13 protein-coding genes and 2 pseudogenes are annotated in these 16,930 nt (G+C 65.5%); 4 read left to right on the top strand and 11 right to left on the bottom strand.

Going from position 1 to position 16,930, the window contains the following annotated elements; all coding sequences use genetic code 11:
- The first annotated feature begins 150 nt into the window (after window positions 1-150).
- A complete protein-coding gene (locus G7067_RS08670; protein ID WP_244301025.1) occupies window positions 151-690 on the top strand; it encodes a DUF3043 domain-containing protein in 540 nt (179 codons plus the stop codon).
- Here G7067_RS08670 and G7067_RS08665 read toward each other — a convergent pair.
- The 10 genes and pseudogenes from G7067_RS08665 to G7067_RS08620 form a co-directional block, all read right to left on the bottom strand.
- Window positions 683-1,729, bottom strand: coding sequence for a quinone-dependent dihydroorotate dehydrogenase (locus tag G7067_RS08665; RefSeq protein ID WP_166323537.1), 1,047 nt, complete (start codon window positions 1,727-1,729; stop codon window positions 683-685). The two genes, G7067_RS08670 and G7067_RS08665, sit on opposite strands and share 8 nt — an antisense overlap.
- 6 nt (window positions 1,730-1,735) lie before the next feature.
- Window positions 1,736-2,233 carry a transcriptional regulator NrdR gene (gene nrdR, locus G7067_RS08660; RefSeq protein WP_166323535.1) on the bottom strand — a complete coding sequence of 166 codons (498 nt, stop codon included), beginning with the start codon at window positions 2,231-2,233 and terminating at the stop codon, window positions 1,736-1,738.
- Window positions 2,233-3,548 (bottom strand): annotated as a pseudogene (gene hisD, locus G7067_RS08655) (histidinol dehydrogenase). The gene nrdR and the pseudogene hisD overlap by 1 nt, the downstream one beginning before the upstream one ends.
- Window positions 3,549-3,560: 12 nt before the next feature.
- Window positions 3,561-5,135 carry a DUF7059 domain-containing protein gene (locus G7067_RS08650; protein WP_166323533.1) on the bottom strand — a complete coding sequence of 525 codons (1,575 nt, stop codon included), beginning with the start codon at window positions 5,133-5,135 and terminating at the stop codon, window positions 3,561-3,563.
- Between the two features lie 35 nt (window positions 5,136-5,170).
- Window positions 5,171-5,815, bottom strand: coding sequence for an NAD(P)-dependent oxidoreductase (locus tag G7067_RS08645; protein ID WP_166323531.1), 645 nt, complete (start codon window positions 5,813-5,815; stop codon window positions 5,171-5,173).
- Window positions 5,816-5,896: 81 nt separating this feature from the next.
- Window positions 5,897-6,361, bottom strand: a complete 465-nt coding sequence (locus G7067_RS08640) for a GNAT family N-acetyltransferase (protein ID WP_205881108.1) — start codon at window positions 6,359-6,361, stop codon at window positions 5,897-5,899.
- A 38-nt stretch (window positions 6,362-6,399) separates the two neighbouring features.
- On the bottom strand, window positions 6,400-6,696 hold the full coding sequence (locus tag G7067_RS08635; RefSeq protein ID WP_166323527.1) for a type II toxin-antitoxin system TacA family antitoxin: 297 nt from the start codon (window positions 6,694-6,696) through the stop codon (window positions 6,400-6,402).
- Between the two features lie 57 nt (window positions 6,697-6,753).
- Window positions 6,754-8,229, bottom strand: a complete 1,476-nt coding sequence (locus G7067_RS08630) for a glutamate synthase subunit beta (RefSeq protein ID WP_166323525.1) — start codon at window positions 8,227-8,229, stop codon at window positions 6,754-6,756.
- Window positions 8,222-12,852: pseudogene (gltB, locus tag G7067_RS08625) on the bottom strand (glutamate synthase large subunit). Before gltB ends, G7067_RS08630 begins: the two are co-directional and overlap by 8 nt.
- Window positions 12,853-13,021: 169 nt before the next feature.
- Window positions 13,022-13,789 carry an SDR family oxidoreductase gene (locus tag G7067_RS08620; protein WP_166323523.1) on the bottom strand — a complete coding sequence of 256 codons (768 nt, stop codon included), beginning with the start codon at window positions 13,787-13,789 and terminating at the stop codon, window positions 13,022-13,024.
- A gap of 129 nt (window positions 13,790-13,918) precedes the next feature.
- Here G7067_RS08620 and G7067_RS08615 point away from each other — a divergent pair, with 129 nt between their 5' ends.
- The 3 genes from G7067_RS08615 (at window position 13,919) to G7067_RS08605 (ending at window position 15,832) form a co-directional block, all read left to right on the top strand.
- Window positions 13,919-14,437 (top strand): toxin-antitoxin system HicB family antitoxin, encoded by a 519-nt coding sequence (locus tag G7067_RS08615; protein WP_166323521.1) that lies wholly within the window; start codon window positions 13,919-13,921, stop codon window positions 14,435-14,437.
- A complete protein-coding gene (locus G7067_RS08610; RefSeq protein ID WP_166323519.1) occupies window positions 14,437-15,309 on the top strand; it encodes a DUF4097 family beta strand repeat-containing protein in 873 nt (290 codons plus the stop codon). The genes G7067_RS08615 and G7067_RS08610 overlap by 1 nt, the downstream gene beginning before the upstream one ends.
- 160 nt (window positions 15,310-15,469) lie before the next feature.
- Window positions 15,470-15,832 (top strand): RNA polymerase-binding protein RbpA, encoded by a 363-nt coding sequence (locus tag G7067_RS08605; RefSeq protein ID WP_166323517.1) that lies wholly within the window; start codon window positions 15,470-15,472, stop codon window positions 15,830-15,832.
- 15 nt (window positions 15,833-15,847) lie between these two features.
- On the opposite strand, the gene G7067_RS08600 is transcribed toward G7067_RS08605, so the two are convergent.
- Window positions 15,848-16,915: a hypothetical protein gene (locus G7067_RS08600; RefSeq protein ID WP_166323515.1), complete on the bottom strand. Its 1,068-nt coding sequence runs from the start codon at window positions 16,913-16,915 to the stop codon at window positions 15,848-15,850.
- Between the last annotated feature and the right edge of the window lie 15 nt (window positions 16,916-16,930).

Raw genomic sequence — 16,930 nt, 5'->3', positions numbered from 1 at the left:
TACAGCCCGACGTGATCCGGGGCACTGCCGCATTTGAGCACTGTATTCTGGGAGTTGGCCAACACGTCGTTGGCGTGCACGTATCGCGCGAAACGCGAAGACTGAAAGGGATCAGCCGTGGCAAAGAAGGGCGCTCAAGAGACTGTGCAGATGAGCGAAGGGAGTTCCCCGGTCCTCTCCGGCAAGGGTCGCCCCACCCCCTCCCGCAAACAGGCTGAAGCCATGAACGCCCGCCCGATCGTCGGTTCGAGAGACAAAGCCGCGATCAAGGAGCAGCGCAGACAGCAGGCCACCGCCCGCGAGCGCGCGCGTCTCGGCATGATGGAGGGCGATGAGCGCTACCTCACCCCCCGCGACAAGGGGCCGCAGCGGCGCTTCGTTCGCGACTATGTAGATGCCCGCTGGAATATCGGGGAAATGCTCATTCCAATGATGCTCGTGGTGCTCGTCATGACGTTTATCCCCGGCATTATTCAGGTCATCAGCCTCGGAGTGATCTGGGCTTTCGTACTCCTTGCGGTCCTCGACGCGTTCTTCCTTGGAGTGCGCATGAAGAAGATCCTCGGCAACAAGTTCGGCGAAGACAAGGTGCAGCCCGGATTCCGCTGGTACGCAGCAATGCGCGCATTCCAGTTCCGTCCGCTGCGCATGCCGAAGCCGCAGACGAAGCGCGGAAATTTTCCTAAATAGCCCTCGCCTGACGCCAACCGGAGCGACGCAGCTCCCGGTTGATCCGCCTGGCCCACAGCGGCCCCTCGTAGATAAACGCGGTGTATCCCTGCACGAGTGTCGCGCCCGCGCTCAACCGCTCAAGCACATGCTCCGCGCTTGAGACACCGCCCACAGAGATGATGCAGAATCCTTCGGGGGCGGACTGCGCGACACGCTTCAGCACGGCGAGGGATCGTTCGCGAAGCGGCTCCCCCGAGAGCCCACCGGCCCCAATGCGTTCGATTTCGGCCTCGGTGGCGGTGAGACCCTCGCGTGACACGGTCGTGTTGTTGGCGATGATCCCATCGAGTCCGAGTCGCACCGCCAATGCCACGATCCCGTCGATCTGCTCGTCTTCCATGTCGGGGGCGATTTTCACGAGCAGCGGGGTCCCCGCGGCCGCATCGCGCACGGCGGCCAGCAGGGGCTCAAGCGTCTCGAGCTCTTGCAGCCCGCGCAGCCCGGGCGTGTTGGGGGAACTGACGTTGACCGCGAGGTAATCCGCGATCGGCGCAAGGCGCTCCGCGCTCCAGACATAGTCTTGTGTCGCATCCTCAACCTCGGTGACGCGGCTCTTGCCGATGTTTACCCCGATCACCGGTCGGTGACGAGAGAGCCGCGCCTTCTCAATACGCGGCAGCGCGGCGGCGGATCCGCCGTTGTTGAATCCCATACGGTTCACGAGGCCGCGATCGCCGATGAGGCGAAACATCCGCGGCTTCGGGTTGCCGGGTTGCGCGTGTCGCGTGAGCGTACCGACCTCGACATGGCCGAAACCGATGGCGCCCAGGCCCGCGATCGCGGTGGCGTTCTTGTCGAAACCGGCGGCGAGCCCAAAAGGACTGGGGAAGGTGAGCCCAAGGGTCTCCACACGCAGCGAGGGATCCGGGGCGCAGGCCCTCCGAAGCACGCCGCCAAGCAGCGGAGTGGCCTGGATCACCCGAAACGCGAGATGATGCGCTCTTTCGGGATCCATCCCCTTGAAAACGACACGAAAAAGCAGCGGGTAGAGACGCATTCCGAGTTACTCCTCGTAGTCTGACACAGAACCGGATTGAGCTGGATGGGATCCCGTGCGCGGGTGCGCACGCAGCTCCGAGATCGCTACCTCAAAATCTGTGAGCGAGTTGAAGGCCTGGTACACGCTCGCAAATCTGAGGTACGCGACCTCATCTAGCTCTCGCAGATGCGGCAGGATCGCGAGACCGATCTCGTTCGTATCAAACTGCGCGATCCCGCTCGATCGCAGGGACTCCTCCACTTGCTGCGCGAGCACCGCGAGATCGGCGTCGGTAACGGGGCGCCCCTGGCACGCCTTGCGGACGCCGCTCATGACTTTCTCGCGGCTAAAGGGCTCGACAACGCCCGAGCGCTTAATCACCGTCAGGCTCGCGGTTTCCGTCGTGGTGAATCTACGGCCGCATTCCGGACACTGTCGACGGCGACGAATCGAGAGTCCGTCGTCAGCGGTGCGCGAATCAATCACGCGACTGTCGGGGTGACGGCAGAAGGGGCAGTGCATTAGGAGGTCCCTTCAGACTCAAAGCGCACCGAGACTGCCTCACCGTGCGCGGGAAGCCCTTCCGATCCGGCGATCGCGAGCAACGGTGCCCAGACCTCGCGAAGCGCCTCTCGGTCGTAGCGGATGATCTGTTGCGGCCGCAGGAACGTGTGCGCACCGAGCCCGGACGCAAAACGGGCAGTGCCGCCGGTCGGCAACACGTGGTTTGAACCAGCGAGGTAGTCCCCGAGACTCACCGGGGTGTGCGCACCGAGGAAAATGGCACCCGCGTCCGTAATCGACACAAGCACCTTTTCGGTCTCTGCGGTCTGGATCTCGAGGTGCTCCGGGGCGTAAGCGTTACTCACGCGGGCGGCCGCAGCGAGGTCATCGACGAGGATCATCGCGGACTGCTGGCCGCTGAGGGCCTCACGCACGCGATCGGCGTGCTGCGTGCGTGGCGCGCGCAGCGCTACCTCCTCCGCGACGGCACCGGCGAGGTCAACAGAGTCGGTCACCAACACCGAAGCCGCTGCCTCATCATGTTCGGCCTGGCTGATGAGATCTGCGGCGACGTGCGCCGGATCCGCAGAAGAATCGGCGATCACCAGAATCTCGGTCGTCCCCGCTTCCGAGTCGATCCCCACGATCCCGTTCACGACCCGTTTGGCCGCGGCCACAAACACGTTGCCCGGCCCGGTCACCACATCGACCGGTTCCATAGCGATCGAGGGGACGCCGTACGCGAACGCGGCGATCGCCCCGGCGCCACCGATCGCATATACCTCGTCTATCCCGCACAGCGCCGCAGCCCACAGCACTGCCTGGTGCGGCAGCCCCCATTGTCTGACTGTGCGGGAGAGGCGAGCGCAAGGCTCGGCACCCCGGCGGTCTGCGCGGAGACCGCGTTCATGATGACGGACGAGGGGTAGGCGGCTTTGCCACCGGGGGCGTAGAGCCCGACCCGGGAGACCGGCTGCCAGCGCTGACGGATCTCGGCGCCGTCTGAAAACCTGGTGATCTGTTCAGCCGGCACCTGGGCGGCTGAGCCCTTGCGTAGCCGAGCGATGAGCTCGGTAAGCGCGGCCTCGATCTCTGGCGGGCAGTTCGCGAGCGAGGAGGTAATCGCGTCTGTGGACACCCGAAGAGCATGGCCCTCAACACCGTCGAACTGCAGCGCCTGCTCACGCAGCGCCACCTCACCGCGTTCCGCGACGTCCGCAACGAGCGGGCGCACTCGCTCCACAGCTATATCCGCACTGACGGCCGCGCGCGGCACCATTCGGAGAAGCTCGCTGCGGGAGTAGTCGCGGCCTCTAAGGTCGATCAATCGCATCACCCGCCCAGTCTACCGGGAGGCGGCTGAGGGAGCTTCGGCAGGCGCAAGCATCCCCATCCACACGAGTTCGCGGACGCCTCCGATGAGGGCTTCTGCAGCCGCCGCCGCGTCGACCTCGAGCAGGGTCGCGAGGGCATCGGCGATCTGACGCAGCGAGAGATCCCCGTCGCAGGCGCCCACGGCGGCGGCGAGCAGAGTGTCGGCGGTGACGCGGCGGGCGATGCCACGCTCGGTGGTGAGAGTGATCGCGCGCGGTGATTCCTCCCCCGGGCGATGCTCGCGCTCCTCGGTCACGGCGGAATCCAGCAGCCAGTGCGTGTCGAGGATCTGCGCATCGCTCATCTGCGTGGTCAGGATCGCGGCGCTGAAGTTGCGCTGCAGCGCGATACCCGCCGCGGCAGAAAAGGCCCCGCCTGCGCGCTCGGTGTGCACGACAGACTCACCGTGAGGGGCAGCTGCCGCGGCGTCCAAGCGCTCGATCCGGATCGAGCCGAGCCCGATCGCCGCCGTGTTGCGCGCCGCGAAGTCGTCGAGCCACAGCGTCATCAGCTCGTCGAAGTCATCCGATCCGGGTCGTGCACCGCCGTCACGGGCCCAGGTCTCCGCGTATTTGACGGGGTCCACACGGTCCCGCTCCATCACCCAGGCGGCGAGGGGGTGCGCTGATCCCGAAATCCAATCGCGCACACGCTCGAGTCCATCGACGCCCCACGGGCACTCCCAGTTCGCGAGGCACAGTAGCGTGCCTCCCTCGGCAAGATAGTCGGGCGCTGCCCGCACCACGCTCGCAATAAGGTCGTCGCCGCGCATGCCACCGTCGCGGTACTCATAGCGTTCGACACCCGACTGCCGCGGGGTAATCACAAACGGCGGATTCGAGAGGATCAGGTCGAACTGTTCGTCCGCAACCGGCTCGAACAGGCTGCCCATGCGGAAATCGATGCGATCCGCAAGGCCATTCAGGTGCGCATTCGCGCGGGCGAATGTGAGCGCGCGCTCCGAAATGTCGGTGGCGACGATCCGCACCTCTGGCTCCTTCGCGAGCTCCCGCGCAAGGTGCAGCGCGACGATCCCGCAGCCGGTTCCAAGATCGAGCGCCGGGCCCGGGCCACGAACGGGTGGTGCCTGCGCGATCAGCGAGCGGGTTGCGCCGCCCACCCCCATGACGTGATCGGGGCGGGCCGGAGCGTTACGCAGTTGATCGTCGAGGTCGGAGATGATCCACCACTCGGAGGATCCCCCCGCGGACGCAAGTGTGACCGGGTTCAGCGAGAGTGCGGCGCGCAGAAACTGCGGATCAGGATCCCGAGCGACGAGCCCGAGCCGTTCCAGCCCGGCGCTTCCCAGCAGCGGCAGCGCCTCGTCAAGGACGCTCGCCGCCACCGGGTCACCGAGCAGGAACAGGCGCGTAAGGACCGAGAGAGGCGAGAGCCCCCGCGCAGCGAGGACTCGCCGAGCGGGGACCAGCACGCCGCGCTGCCGAGCGGCCTCGGCAGCGTCGCCCAGAAGCGCAGCAACTGATTCGGTGCGATAGTCGGCGGCGATCAGCTCTGCGCGCAGCAGGTCAACGAGTTCAGCATCCACCCCACTAGCGTATGGCTTCAGCCCCAACTTGGTGGTCAGTACGCGACGGTGAAGCGAGTGCGACGGTGCTGCGGCTTCTCGAGTTCATCGGCGATTGCGAGCCCGAAGTCGGCGCCACCGATCTGCGATTCGCCCTTCGCGTCGACGAGCAGCACGTCGCCGCCGACACGGTAGCTGCCAGTGGCCTCCCCCGCCGCCCACGGCCCGAAACCGCCAGCCGGGCTGACGAAGAACCAGTCGAGGGACGCATCGCTTGCGCGCAGATCCTCAAGGACCTCGCCCATCTCCCGCGCCTCGTCCTGGATCGCCGCCGGGAAATCGGCACCCTCGCGCACGAGCGGCCCGCCCTCAAACTGTTGCAGCGAGCCGGCGCCGCCGATCACGCCGAGCCGCACTCCCGCCGTGGCTGCCTCGCCCGCGAGCTCCGCGATCAGCGGCCGCACGCGGCCCGCCATGTCACCGCGCGGGGCAATCGCAACGACGACCACGTCGGCGCCGTCCAAGATCCGCGCCCGGTCTGCCGCCTCGGCAATCGAGGCCGTGTCGTATGTCACCCCGGGAAGCTGCTGCTTCGCGGCCTGGCGGCTGAAGCTGCGCACCGTGAACCCGCGTTCCGCAGCGGCAGCGGCGATGTGTGATCCTGCGTAGCCGGTTCCCCCGATGATACTCACAGTGGTCATGTGTCTCCCTTTATCTGGTGCCGTCCGTGTGACGGCTCCGCTGTCAGCAACGAGGCCGCGGCCTGGGTTATTCCCGTCGGCTCAACCCTTGGCAAGGGATGCACGCACATCTCCCAAAAGGACATACAGGTGCAGGGGATCCGTGGGAGAAGGCCGAAAGCCGAAGTTTGAGTAGAAAGAAGCTGCTTTTCCGTGTAGCGCGTGAACAAGTAGCAGGCGTACCCCAATACGATCCGCCGCAGAAAGCGTAGAGAGCAATGCGTCTCTCACGAGAAGCCTGCCGAGCCCAGCTCCCTGTGCGGCGCGGTCTACTGCGAGTCTGCCGAGCAGCACCGCGGGCACCGGATTGGGTGCGTTGCGCCGAGCACGTCCGGGCAACTCTGCATGCTCAATTGCAACCGCCGAAAGTGTATAGAAACCCGCAACGCTCCCTGTCTCGCTGTCAACGCTGACATAGCATCGCGCAAAACCAGCGACATGATTGGGCAGCGCGCGCGTAACAAGATAGCGATCCAGCGCTGGCTCCCCCGACTCAAAATGGGCCACGTCATCGCCGGCTTCAATCGGGCGAGGGCGCTCCAAACTCACACTGCCTCGTCCCAAGGGGCGGGATCGTTGAGTAACGCTGCTAGTTCCGGGAGGCGCTGGGCCGGGCGGTCAAGGATCGCGGAAAACTCAGCCCAGGCCTGATCATCAAGCCGGAAAAGCCGACGATCGACGAGAGTGTCTTCGGCGCGCGTGAGCGCAGCGGTGGTGACAAACTCCGAGATCGATTGCCCCGAGGTTGCTGCGGCGTCACGAATGAGCGCGTCTTGATCCGGAGTCAATCGCACAGCAAGACGCGCCAGCTTGCGCTGAACGGTTTCATGAGCCTGGGACATAACTCAAATTGTACGCCAATTTGGCACACACGGCGAGGCTCGTTCAGGCCGGCTCAGCTACGCGAACGCTCGGTCGTTGGCGGTGATCGGGGCGGGGAGGACGGTGTCGCCCATGAGGTAGGCGTCAACGGAGGCGGCGGCGGCCCTGCCCTCGGCAATCGCCCACACGATCAACGACTGGCCGCGGCCGGCGTCGCCCGCCACAAAGACACCGGGCAGTGCGGTCGAATAGTTGGGCTCGCGCGCAAACGTTCCCCGCTCGGTCAGCTGCAGCGCGCAGGCCGGATCCTCGATGGGTTCCGGTCCGGTGAACCCCATCGCAATGAGCACCAGATCCGCGTTGAGTAGTCGTTCGGTGCCGGGGATGGGCGCCCGTCCGTGTTCGGTGAAACCCGTCTCCGCGACCCGCAGCGCACGCACGGCCCCGCGAGGCTCGGGATCGTCCCCACCGGTGGCCCCCGAGACAAACTCGACGGTGGAAGCGAGATACTGGCGCTCACCGCCCTCCTCGTGTGAACTGGTGACTTCAAACAGCGTGGGGTGCACCGGCCAAGGCTGGTGCTCGCCCCGCGCCTCCCCCGGTTGTCTACCGATGGCGAGGTTCGTGACCGATCTCGCGCCCTGCCGATTCGCGGTGCCAACGCAGTCAGCCCCGGTGTCGCCGCCGCCGATCACGATGATGTGCTTCCCGGCGGCGTCAAGCGTGCTCGCTTCCGCGGTGCCCGAACGCGCGCGATTTGCGGTCACGAGATAGTCCATGGCCGGCACGATCCCGGCGAGATCACGGCCCGGGAGTGAAAGCTCCCGCGGCACCGTCGACCCGGTCGCGATGACGACGGCGTCGAAGCGGCGGCGCAGCTCACCCCAGCTCATATCGCGGCCAATCTCGATACCGCAGCGGAACCGGGTACCTTCGGCCCGCAACTGCTCGATGCGACGCGCCACCAGCTCCTTCTCGAGCTTAAAATCTGGGATCCCGAAGCGCAGCAGCCCGCCCGGCTCTTCATCGCGCTCGTAGACCGCGACGGTGTGGCCCGCACGTGTTAGCTGCTGTGCCGCAGCCAGTCCCGCGGGGCCGGATCCGACGACCGCGACCGTCTTGCCGGTGAGGCGGGACGGCGGCTGTGGCTGCACCCAACCGTTGGCGAACGCCTGATCGATGATGCTGTTCTCGATCTGCTTGATCGTGACGGCGGGCTGATTGATCCCGAGCACACAGGCGGACTCGCACGGAGCGGGGCACGCACGCCCGGTGAACTCCGGGAAGTTGTTGGTCTCGTGCAACCGCTCGATGGCGTCGCGTCCGCGGTCCCGATATACGAGATCGTTCCACTCGGGAATGAGGTTGCCGAGCGGGCACCCCTGATGACAGAAGGCGACCCCGCAGTCCATGCAGCGGGAGGCCTGACGTGCGACGAGGCTCGGGTCCGCCGGGTCGACGACCTCGCGCCAGTCGAGCAGACGCAGCGCGACCGGGCGCTTCGGTGCGAGCTCGCGCTCACGCACCTTTAGAAATCCGCGCGGATCAGCCATGAGTCGCCTCCAAGATCTCGTTCCACACCTGCGTGCCGTCGGGGTCGGCACCGCGCTCGTTGGCGCGCACGCGAATGTCGAGCACGCGCGCGTAGTCCCGCGGGATCAGCCGCGTCAATCGCGCGAACACGGCCTCCGGGTCGGTGCTGATCTGCGCGAGCAGTTCCGCAGCGAGCACGGATCCCGTCTGCTCGTGATGCCGATGCAGCAGTGCGGTGACCCGCTCGCGGAGCGCACACTGCTCGACCGCGTTCATCCCGCCCGCGAGCGACTGCATCAGCAGCGCACCGGAGCCCAGCTCGGCAGCATTCACGTTCGCGGGATCAAGATCCAGAAGTACCGCCTCACCGCCCGACATGCCCGCGCCGATATTCCGCCCGGTCGGTCCGAGAATCAGCGCAAAGCCGCCGGTGAAGTATTCCAGCGCGTGATCGCCGGTCCCCTCGACAACCGCGATCGCTCCGGAACCGCGCACCAGGAAGCGTTCGCCCACGACGCCAGCGATCCATAGCGCGCCGCTCGTTGCGCCGTAGCCGATGACGTTGCCGGCAATCACGTTGCCCGCAGCTTCGTGGCCGGCCCGCGGATCCGGACGGACCACAATTTCCCCACCGGACAGGCCCTTGCCGACGTAGTCGTTGGCATCGCCGACGAGCCGCAGCGTCAGGCCGGCGGGGATGAACGCACCGAGCGACTGCCCGGCCGAGCCGGTGAGGGTCAGATCGATCGTGCCCGGCGCGAGCCCGTCCGCGCCACACCGCTTTGTGATCTCGTGGCCGAGCATCGTGCCGACGGCGCGGTCGATGTTCCGGATCGGCAGGTCAATGAGCACCGGGTCGCGGCGCTCCAGGGCATCGGCGGCCATCGCAATCAGCTGCCGGTCGAAGTGGCTGGCAAGCTCGTGATCCTGATCGCGACCGTGCGCGCGTGGCTCGTCCGCCGCAAAGGCCGGGCCGCTCAGGATCGGCGTCAGGTCGAGGCCCTCGGCCTTCCAGTGCCGCAGCGCCTCATCGATGTCGAGCGCAGCGGTGTCTCCGACGGCTTCGGCGATGGAGCGATATCCGAGTTCTGCAAGCAGTTCGCGGACCTCTTCCGCGATAAACCGGAAGAAGTTGATAACGTGCTCGGCCTGGCCGGTGTAGCGTTCGCGCAGCTCGGGGTTCTGCGTGGCGACCCCGACCGGGCAGGTGTCGAGGTGACACACCCGCATCATGATGCAGCCTGAGACCACAAGCGGCGCTGTCGCAAAGCCAAATTCTTCGGCACCCAAGAGTGCCGCAACAACCACGTCTCGGCCGGTCTTGAGCTGGCCGTCAACCTGCAGCACCACCCGCTCCCGAAGGCCGTTCAGCATGAGCGTCTGCTGCGCTTCGGCGAGACCAAGCTCCCACGGTGAACCGGCATGCTTCAGCGAGTTCATGGGGCTCGCTCCGGTGCCGCCATCGTGTCCGGAAACCAGGATGACATCGGAGAGCGCCTTCGCCACGCCCGCGGCAACCGGGCCGATGCCGCTCTGCGCGACCAGCTTCGTGCTGATACGCGCCGAGGGGTTCGCACGTTTCAGATCGAAGATGAGCTGCTTCAGATCCTCGATGGAATAAATGTCGTGGTGCGGCGGCGGCGAGATCAGGCCGACGCCCGGAGTTGCGTGCCGGGTCCGGGCGATCCACGGATACATCTTCGCCGGCGGCAGTTGCCCGCCCTCGCCCGGCTTTGCTCCCTGGGCGAGCTTGATCTGGATCTCGTCGGCGTGTGTCAGATACATGCTCGTGACCCCGAACCGCCCCGAGGCGACCTGCTTGATCGCGCTGCGACGCTCGGGATCGAGCAGGCGATCCTCGGCCTCGCCGCCCTCTCCGGTGTTTGATTTGCCACCGAGCCGGTTCATCGCGATCGCGAGCGTCTGGTGCGCCTCGAGCGAGATCGAGCCGTAGCTCATGGCACCCGTGGCGAAACGCTTCACAATCGCCTCGACCGGTTCCACCTCTGCGAGGGGCACGGGCGGGCGCTGCGGCGCAAACTTCATCAGCCCGCGCAGCGTCATCAAACGTTCTTGCTGCTCGTTGACGCGGGAGGTGTACTCCGTGAAGATCTCGCGACGCGCCGTGCGGGTGGCGTGCTGCAGCTTGAAGATCGTCTCGGGATCGAAGAGGTGGGGTTCTTCCCCCCGGCGCCAGCGGTACTCGCCGCCGGTTTCGAGCCGCTTATGGGCCAGCATCGCGGGATCATCCGGGTAGGCGGCGCGGTGGCGGGCGGCGACCTCTGCGGCGATGACGTCGAGCCCCACACCGCCGAGACGGGAGGTTGTTCCCGTGAAGTATCGTTCGACGACCTCGGGGCGAGCCCAATCGCTTCGAAAGTCTGCGCGCCGCAGTAGGACGCGACGGTCGAGATCCCCATCTTGCTCATGACTTTGAGCATGCCCTTGCCCAGCGCCCGGATCAGTTTCGCCACCGCCTCCTCCGCGGTCACCCCCGCGATCGAGCCGTCGCGCACCAAAAGCTCCGCCGTCTCCATCGCAAGGTACGGGTTCACCGCGGCCGCACCATAGCCGATGAGCGCGGCAACATGGTGCACCTCGCGGACGTCGCCAGCCTCCGCGATCAGTGCGACGCGCATGCGTTGCCCCTCGCGAATCAGATGGTGGTGCACCGCCGACACCGCAAGCAGGGATGGCACGGGGGCAAGATCCTTATTGGAGTCGCGATCCGAAAGGATCACAAACTCGGCGCCCGCCTCGATCGCGGCGCTCGCCTCCCAGCACATCGCTTCGAGTCGATCAGCAAGCCCCTTTGCCTCGAAATCGACCGGGTAAAGCCCGCGGATCGTGACCGCGCGCTCGCGCTCCGGGTCCTCGCCGAAATGTTGGATCCGCGCGAGCGCATCGTTATTGATCACGGGGAAGTCGAGGATCACCTGCCGCGCATGGTCGGCGGAAGCGGTCAGCAGGTTCGCCTGCGGCCCGATTCCCGTCAGCAGGCTCGTCACCAGCTCTTCGCGGAGCGCGTCAAGCGGCGGATTCGTGACCTGCGCAAACTGCTGCACAAAGTAGTCAAACACCAGGCGCGGGCGCTCGGAAAGCACGGCGATGGGCGTGTCCGTTCCCATCGCCGCCAGCGGCTCGATGCCGTCGCGCGCCATCGGCGTGATGAGCAGCCGGAGCTCCTCTTCGGTGTACCCAAAGGTGCGCTGCCGACGACTCGTCGAGGCTGGCGGATGCACCAGGTGCTCGCGTTCGGGCAGATCGGTGAGCCGGATCCTGCCCTCGTCGAGCCACTCGCCCCACGGCGCGAGGTGCGACAGCTCCGCCTTTACGGTGTCGTCATCGCGCATCTCCCCCGTTTGGAGGTTGACCGCGAGCATTCGGCCCGGCTGCAGACGCCCGCGCCGGATGACGCGCTCGGGCGCGACATCGAGGACGCCGGTCTCGCTCGCGATCACCAGCAGGCCGTCGGAGGTCACGAGGTATCGCCCGGGGCGGAGCCCGTTGCGGTCGAGCAGCGCGACCAGCTCCGTGCCGTCAGTCGCGATCATCGCTGCGGGACCGTCCCACGGCTCCATGATGAGGGAGTGGTACTCGAGGAAGTCGACCAGGTCCGGGTGCAGACCGGTCTCTGATTCCCAGGCTTCGGGAACCATCATGGCGAGCGCGTGCGGCAGTGAACGGCCCGCCATGACGAGGAGTTCGAGCACCTCATCGAAGCTCGCCGAATCGCTGCCGCCCTCGGAACAGATGGGCTGCAGCGGACGGAGATCTCCGAGGAGCTCGGATTCGAGCTGTGCCTCGCGGGCACGCATCCAGTTGCGGTTGCCGCGAACGGTATTGATTTCGCCATTGTGGGCGACCATTCTGAGCGGCTGCGCAAGGTGCCACGAGGGGAAGGTGTTGGTGGAGTAGCGAGAGTGTACGATCGCGAAGCGCGAGGTGAATCGTTCGTCCGAGAGCTCGGTGTAGAACCCGGGCAGCTGCAGTGTTGTGACCATGCCCTTGTAGACGATCGTCCGCGCGGACAACGATGGCAGGTAACAACCGGTCTCGTGCTGGATCCGCTTTCTGGTGCGGTAGGCGCGCCGCTCAAGCTGCGCCGTGTTCAATTGCCCGGCATCGACGACGTCACCGCTGCGCGGCACAAACACCGCCTGTTCAATCACGGGACCGGCGGCGCGCGCGCTGTCACCGAGCACCTCTGGCCGCACCGCGACCGGACGCCACACCATCACCTCGAGCCCTTCTTCGGCGGCGATCGCGGCGATCCGATACCGGGTGGCTTTCCGCTCGGTTGAGGCTTGCGGTAAAAATACGAGCCCGGTCGCATAGCCGCCCGGAGCGGGAAGCCGAAGCTCAGGGAAGTCCTGCGCAAGCACAGCACGGAGGAATGCATCAGGGATGTCGCAGAGGATCCCGGCCCCGTCCCCGGTTCCCGCGTCGGATCCCACTGCCCCGCGATGCTCAAGGTTTTCGAGCGCTTCGAGAGCAAGCGTGATGATCTCGTGAGATGCGGTTCCCGTGAGCGCCACCACCGAGGCGAGGCCACACGCGTCTTTTTCGCTGGCAGGATCGTAGAGGCCAACGGCAGGCGGAAAGGCGGTATGGCGGTTTCGGCTCGGTTGTGGCTCGCTCATCGACGCCCCTTCACTCAACGGGACGTCGGTGCCCCCTGCGGAGCTTCGACCCTACCACTCATTTATTCGGTCGAAACAATCAGCAAACGCACATTCTGCCGATTGTTTTGCAGTTCTCGCACTTCATCCGAATATCATGCGGGACGCTGGGTGATCCGCCGAAGCCGAGCTACGCCTCGGGATGAAAACTCGAGGTGTCACCAATCAGGCGCGTGTTGTCCACGGGCACGGGTTCCACGGCGGCGCGCGCAACCTCGGCAGCAAATTCAGCGACGTTGTAGAGCTTGCCCGCCGACTCCCTGCGCTGCTCGATCGCACCGGGGTTGGCACGCTCCAGAAGCGTGGCCGTCACCGTGCCCTCGATCATGTCACCGGAGACAACAACAAACTCCACTCCGCGAGCCGCGAGCTCGGGGATCCGCTCCCGCAGCGCGTCTTCACCGGCACGCTTGGACCGCGCGACGGGCTCATACTCGGGCATCGTTGGCGTCGTGCGAATGAAGTGCGCCTGGTGACTCGTCACGAACACCACGCGGGATCCTGCAGCGAGCAGCGGGAGCGCCGCATCGAGCACTGCGAGCTGCGCGTCTCGATTGAGCTTGAGCGCGTAGTCCTCCCCCATACCCGACTCCATGCCACCCGAGGCGTTGAGCACGAGAATGTCGAGCCCACCAAACTCTGCCTGCACGGCCGCCATCATTTCGCCGAGCGACGCAGGATCAGTGAGATCCGCGCCCTGCACAAGCGCCCGCACACCCAGCTCCCGCAGCTGCGACGCGAGCTTTTCCGCGCGGGGCGCCTTGTTACGGAAATTCACCACAACGTCCGCACCGGCCTCGGCGAAGATGCGCACGGTGTCCGCACCGATGCCGCGGGACGATCCGGTAACGAGTGCACGCTTTCCGGCGAGGCTTCCGGCGGTAAGTGTCTGAGTCACAGGTTCTCCTATTATGCGTTGAGATTCAATGCTTCAAGCGTAGTGGACGACCCGGAACTCAGCGGGCATGGTGTCACCTCACCACAAATTTGACTTGCAATGACACCATCATGGTGTCAGAATGGTGTCATGCAACTCGAACAGTACCTCCGCAGCATTCAGCAGCAGCTGGCGATCACCGCCGAAGCGGGTGGCGAAGAGGCTCAGCAACTCGCCGAACGCCTCTTGCTGCCGCTCGAATCCAGCCTCCGCCTCGCGCTTCTCGAAGCGCTCAGTGACGCCGCAAGCGAGATCACGCTGGACCTCTCCCCCGGCTCCGTCGAGGTGCGGCTGCGCGGCAGCGACCCGGAGTTTGTGGTGAGCCTGCCAAACACGGCCGGGGATCCTGAACCGGCAGACACCGCGAGCCCGACAAGCACCGCAAGTCCGGCGCCCACGGATTCCGACGACACCGCAACCTCGCGCACCACGCTGCGACTCCCCGATCACCTGAAGACCCAGGTCGATCAGGCTGCGGCTCGCCAGGGCGTGTCCGTCAATACCTGGCTGGTCCAGGCGGTCGCCGCGGCGATCCACGCCCCGCACGGTGCGAACGATGAGCGTCGCAGCACCTACTCACACAAGAGCTTCAAAGGATGGGCCCAGTAATGAAAACGTTTGAGACCCCACGCCCCGTCACCGCGGTGATCCACATGGCGACGAAATCAAACATCCTCGTCATCGCCGAGGAACGTGGCGACACTACCGTTGAGGTGACCCCCAAAACCCTGCGGCGCGGCGTGGAGCAGCGACTCAAGGATCACCTCACGGTGAGCTTCACAAACGGACTCCTCGAGGTCACCTTCCGGCCACCCCTCCGCACCAGCTGGTTCGATTTTGCGACCGCGGTCGATGTCACCGTGCGATTGCCGCTCGGCAGCAAGCTCAGGGCCACCACCGGAATGGGCCACCTCCGCTGCGAGGGAATCTTCGACGAGGTTGAACTGAAGTCCGGTCAGGGCGAGATCTGGGTGGACCGCTGTGTCAGCCTGCGCTCACGCACGGGAAACGGCGATTGCCATATTGGCCGTGTCACCGAGCGCATTGATGTGGCGACGGGGAACGGCACTCTGCGCCTCGGCAGCCTGAATGGCGACGGCTCGGTTTCCTCCGCGCACGGCGATGTGTTTGTCTCCGACATCTCGGGACGGGTGCGTCTCAAGAGCGCCCACGGCGACATGGTGGTGCGTCAGTCGTGCGGCGAGGTCGACCTCAAAACGTCACACGGAAACCTGCGGGTGGAAGACGCGATACGCGGATCAGTGTCCCTTCGTACAGCGAGCGGTTCGGTGGGGGTCGGCGTGCGCGAGGGTACGGCCGCCTGGCTGGATCTAAACTCCGCCAGTGGGAGGATCCGCAACGACCTCGGCCCCGCCGCGGGTCCGAGCGAAGCCCAAGAGACCCTGGAGGTGGTGGCACGGACGGGCAACGGTGACGTGGTGATCCGCCGCGCTGCCGGCCCCGAGGCTGCGGCGGCCTAGCGGAGTGTCATCCCGTCGGTAACACCCCACATACCAGAATTCACTCAGCATTCGAAGGGTACCGCCGCCCGCATCAAGAGAGTACTCTTCAAGTAACGAGTGAGGGCAGACCCGGTTGCGGGGCTGCCTGGCTGTGGGGAACACCGGCAAGGAGGTCATCATGGCAGAGCGAACATTGCGCGGCACGCGCATCGGAGCGACAAGCCTGCAGGGCGAAGTGGGTGTCGAGCTGTCACCGCGTCGAGCTGTCGAATACCTCACTGACCGAGGGCGCCGGTTTACGATCATGCTCGACGCAGATGCGGAGCCGCCGGCAGAGTGGGCGGATCAGAAAAGCGGCGAGGTCGGTTTTCTCGATGACGAGGCTGGGCGAGCCGCCCGCGCCGAATTCGAAGAGAAAGAAGCCGCACAGCGCACCCCGTGGGACATGCTCATTGAGCGCCGCAGCCGAGAAGAACTCGAAGAACTGTTGGAGGAACGACTTCAGCTCTTACGTGAACGGCGTGGAACCGCGAGCGAGTAGGGTCGAGATGACAATCTAGCCCGTCAGCTTGTCGAGGATGCCTGTCGTCTGCGCGTAGATGAGCACGAATGCCGCTCCGACGATCCAGCCGGCAGCGCTCACCAGCAGCGCGGTGATGAGCACTCGACGGTCACGCAGACGCGCCCCGGCCGCGCCCACCTGCCACGGATCGCCCGTGCGGTCATCGACGTATCGGCGCGTCTGACGCTCGGTGAGATCGCCAATGGTGTCGTTAAACGTCTCGGTGATCTCGAGCACCTCCTCGTTCGTCATGTCGAAGGGTTCGCGGGCATAGATGAAAAGCCACTCCCCGAGGATCTCAATGTCGTAGCCGTCGGCCCGGTCGATCATCAAGGCCATCAGATCGGGGGTGAACACATAGAGCGCATCGCGCTCGTACTCGCGCGGGCAATAAAGAGTGAAGAAGTTGTCAAAATCTCCCTCAAGCGAGAGCTTTTGATCCGAGGTGAAGGGAAGATGGAAAGCGCGCGGCTTCCTGCTCCGCTTCTCGGAAGCGAGATACATGTGCGGCAGGGAGCGCGGCAATTTCAGCGACACAAAACCGATCTCGAAGCGCTGATTGTTGCGGTCGCTCGGCGCGAAGGAGTAGTTGCCGACCTCGGCAAATCGTGGCTCGTGAATATGCAGGGCGTCCTCAACGATTCCATTAGCCCCGACCCGAAAGAGCGTTCCTTCGAACTCAGCGAGGTCTTGCTCAAGCAGGAAGTGCCAACCATGCCGCTGACCCATTGCCGCCGCGGCACGATGCCGCAGCCAGGCCCGCTTGCGCTTCACCAGAATCGAGACGCCCGCGCCGATGAGCAAGAAGGCGATGAGGAACGCCCCGAGGCCGCCGAATAACGCGTTCGTCGGAGATGCTGCAGAGGTGGTGCCGTCCGAGGGCTTATCCACGCTCCACAACACAATGAACACCATGAGGCCGCCGATGAGCAGAAATAGCGGAGTCAAGAACCCGAGCAGGAGACCGAGGCCAAGGTTCTGGCGACGCTCGACACTCCGGGTCACCGGTGCGTTGAGCTTTGCAACGCGTCTGAAGTTTTCAAGGGATGTTATGCCCGCCACGGGACATATCCTATG

The organism is Leucobacter insecticola, assembly GCF_011382965.1.
Taxonomy (GTDB): domain Bacteria; phylum Actinomycetota; class Actinomycetes; order Actinomycetales; family Microbacteriaceae; genus Leucobacter; species Leucobacter insecticola.
Note: the sequence above shows the minus strand (reverse complement) of the source record. Positions and strands in the feature narration are given on the sequence as shown.

Coding starts and splice junctions, on each gene's coding strand:
- G7067_RS08665 (WP_166323537.1), bottom strand. CDS start 1,729: ATGCGTCTCTACCCGCTGCTTTTTCGTGTCGTTTTCAAGGGGATGGAT.
- G7067_RS08610 (WP_166323519.1), top strand. CDS start 14,437: ATGAAAACGTTTGAGACCCCACGCCCCGTCACCGCGGTGATCCACATG.
- G7067_RS08615 (WP_166323521.1), top strand. CDS start 13,919: ATGCAACTCGAACAGTACCTCCGCAGCATTCAGCAGCAGCTGGCGATC.
- G7067_RS08635 (WP_166323527.1), bottom strand. CDS start 6,696: ATGTCCCAGGCTCATGAAACCGTTCAGCGCAAGCTGGCGCGTCTTGCT.
- G7067_RS08605 (WP_166323517.1), top strand. CDS start 15,470: ATGGCAGAGCGAACATTGCGCGGCACGCGCATCGGAGCGACAAGCCTG.
- G7067_RS08670 (WP_244301025.1), top strand. CDS start 151: ATGAGCGAAGGGAGTTCCCCGGTCCTCTCCGGCAAGGGTCGCCCCACC.
- G7067_RS08630 (WP_166323525.1), bottom strand. CDS start 8,229: ATGGCTGATCCGCGCGGATTTCTAAAGGTGCGTGAGCGCGAGCTCGCA.
- G7067_RS08645 (WP_166323531.1), bottom strand. CDS start 5,815: ATGACCACTGTGAGTATCATCGGGGGAACCGGCTACGCAGGATCACAC.
- nrdR (WP_166323535.1), bottom strand. CDS start 2,233: ATGCACTGCCCCTTCTGCCGTCACCCCGACAGTCGCGTGATTGATTCG.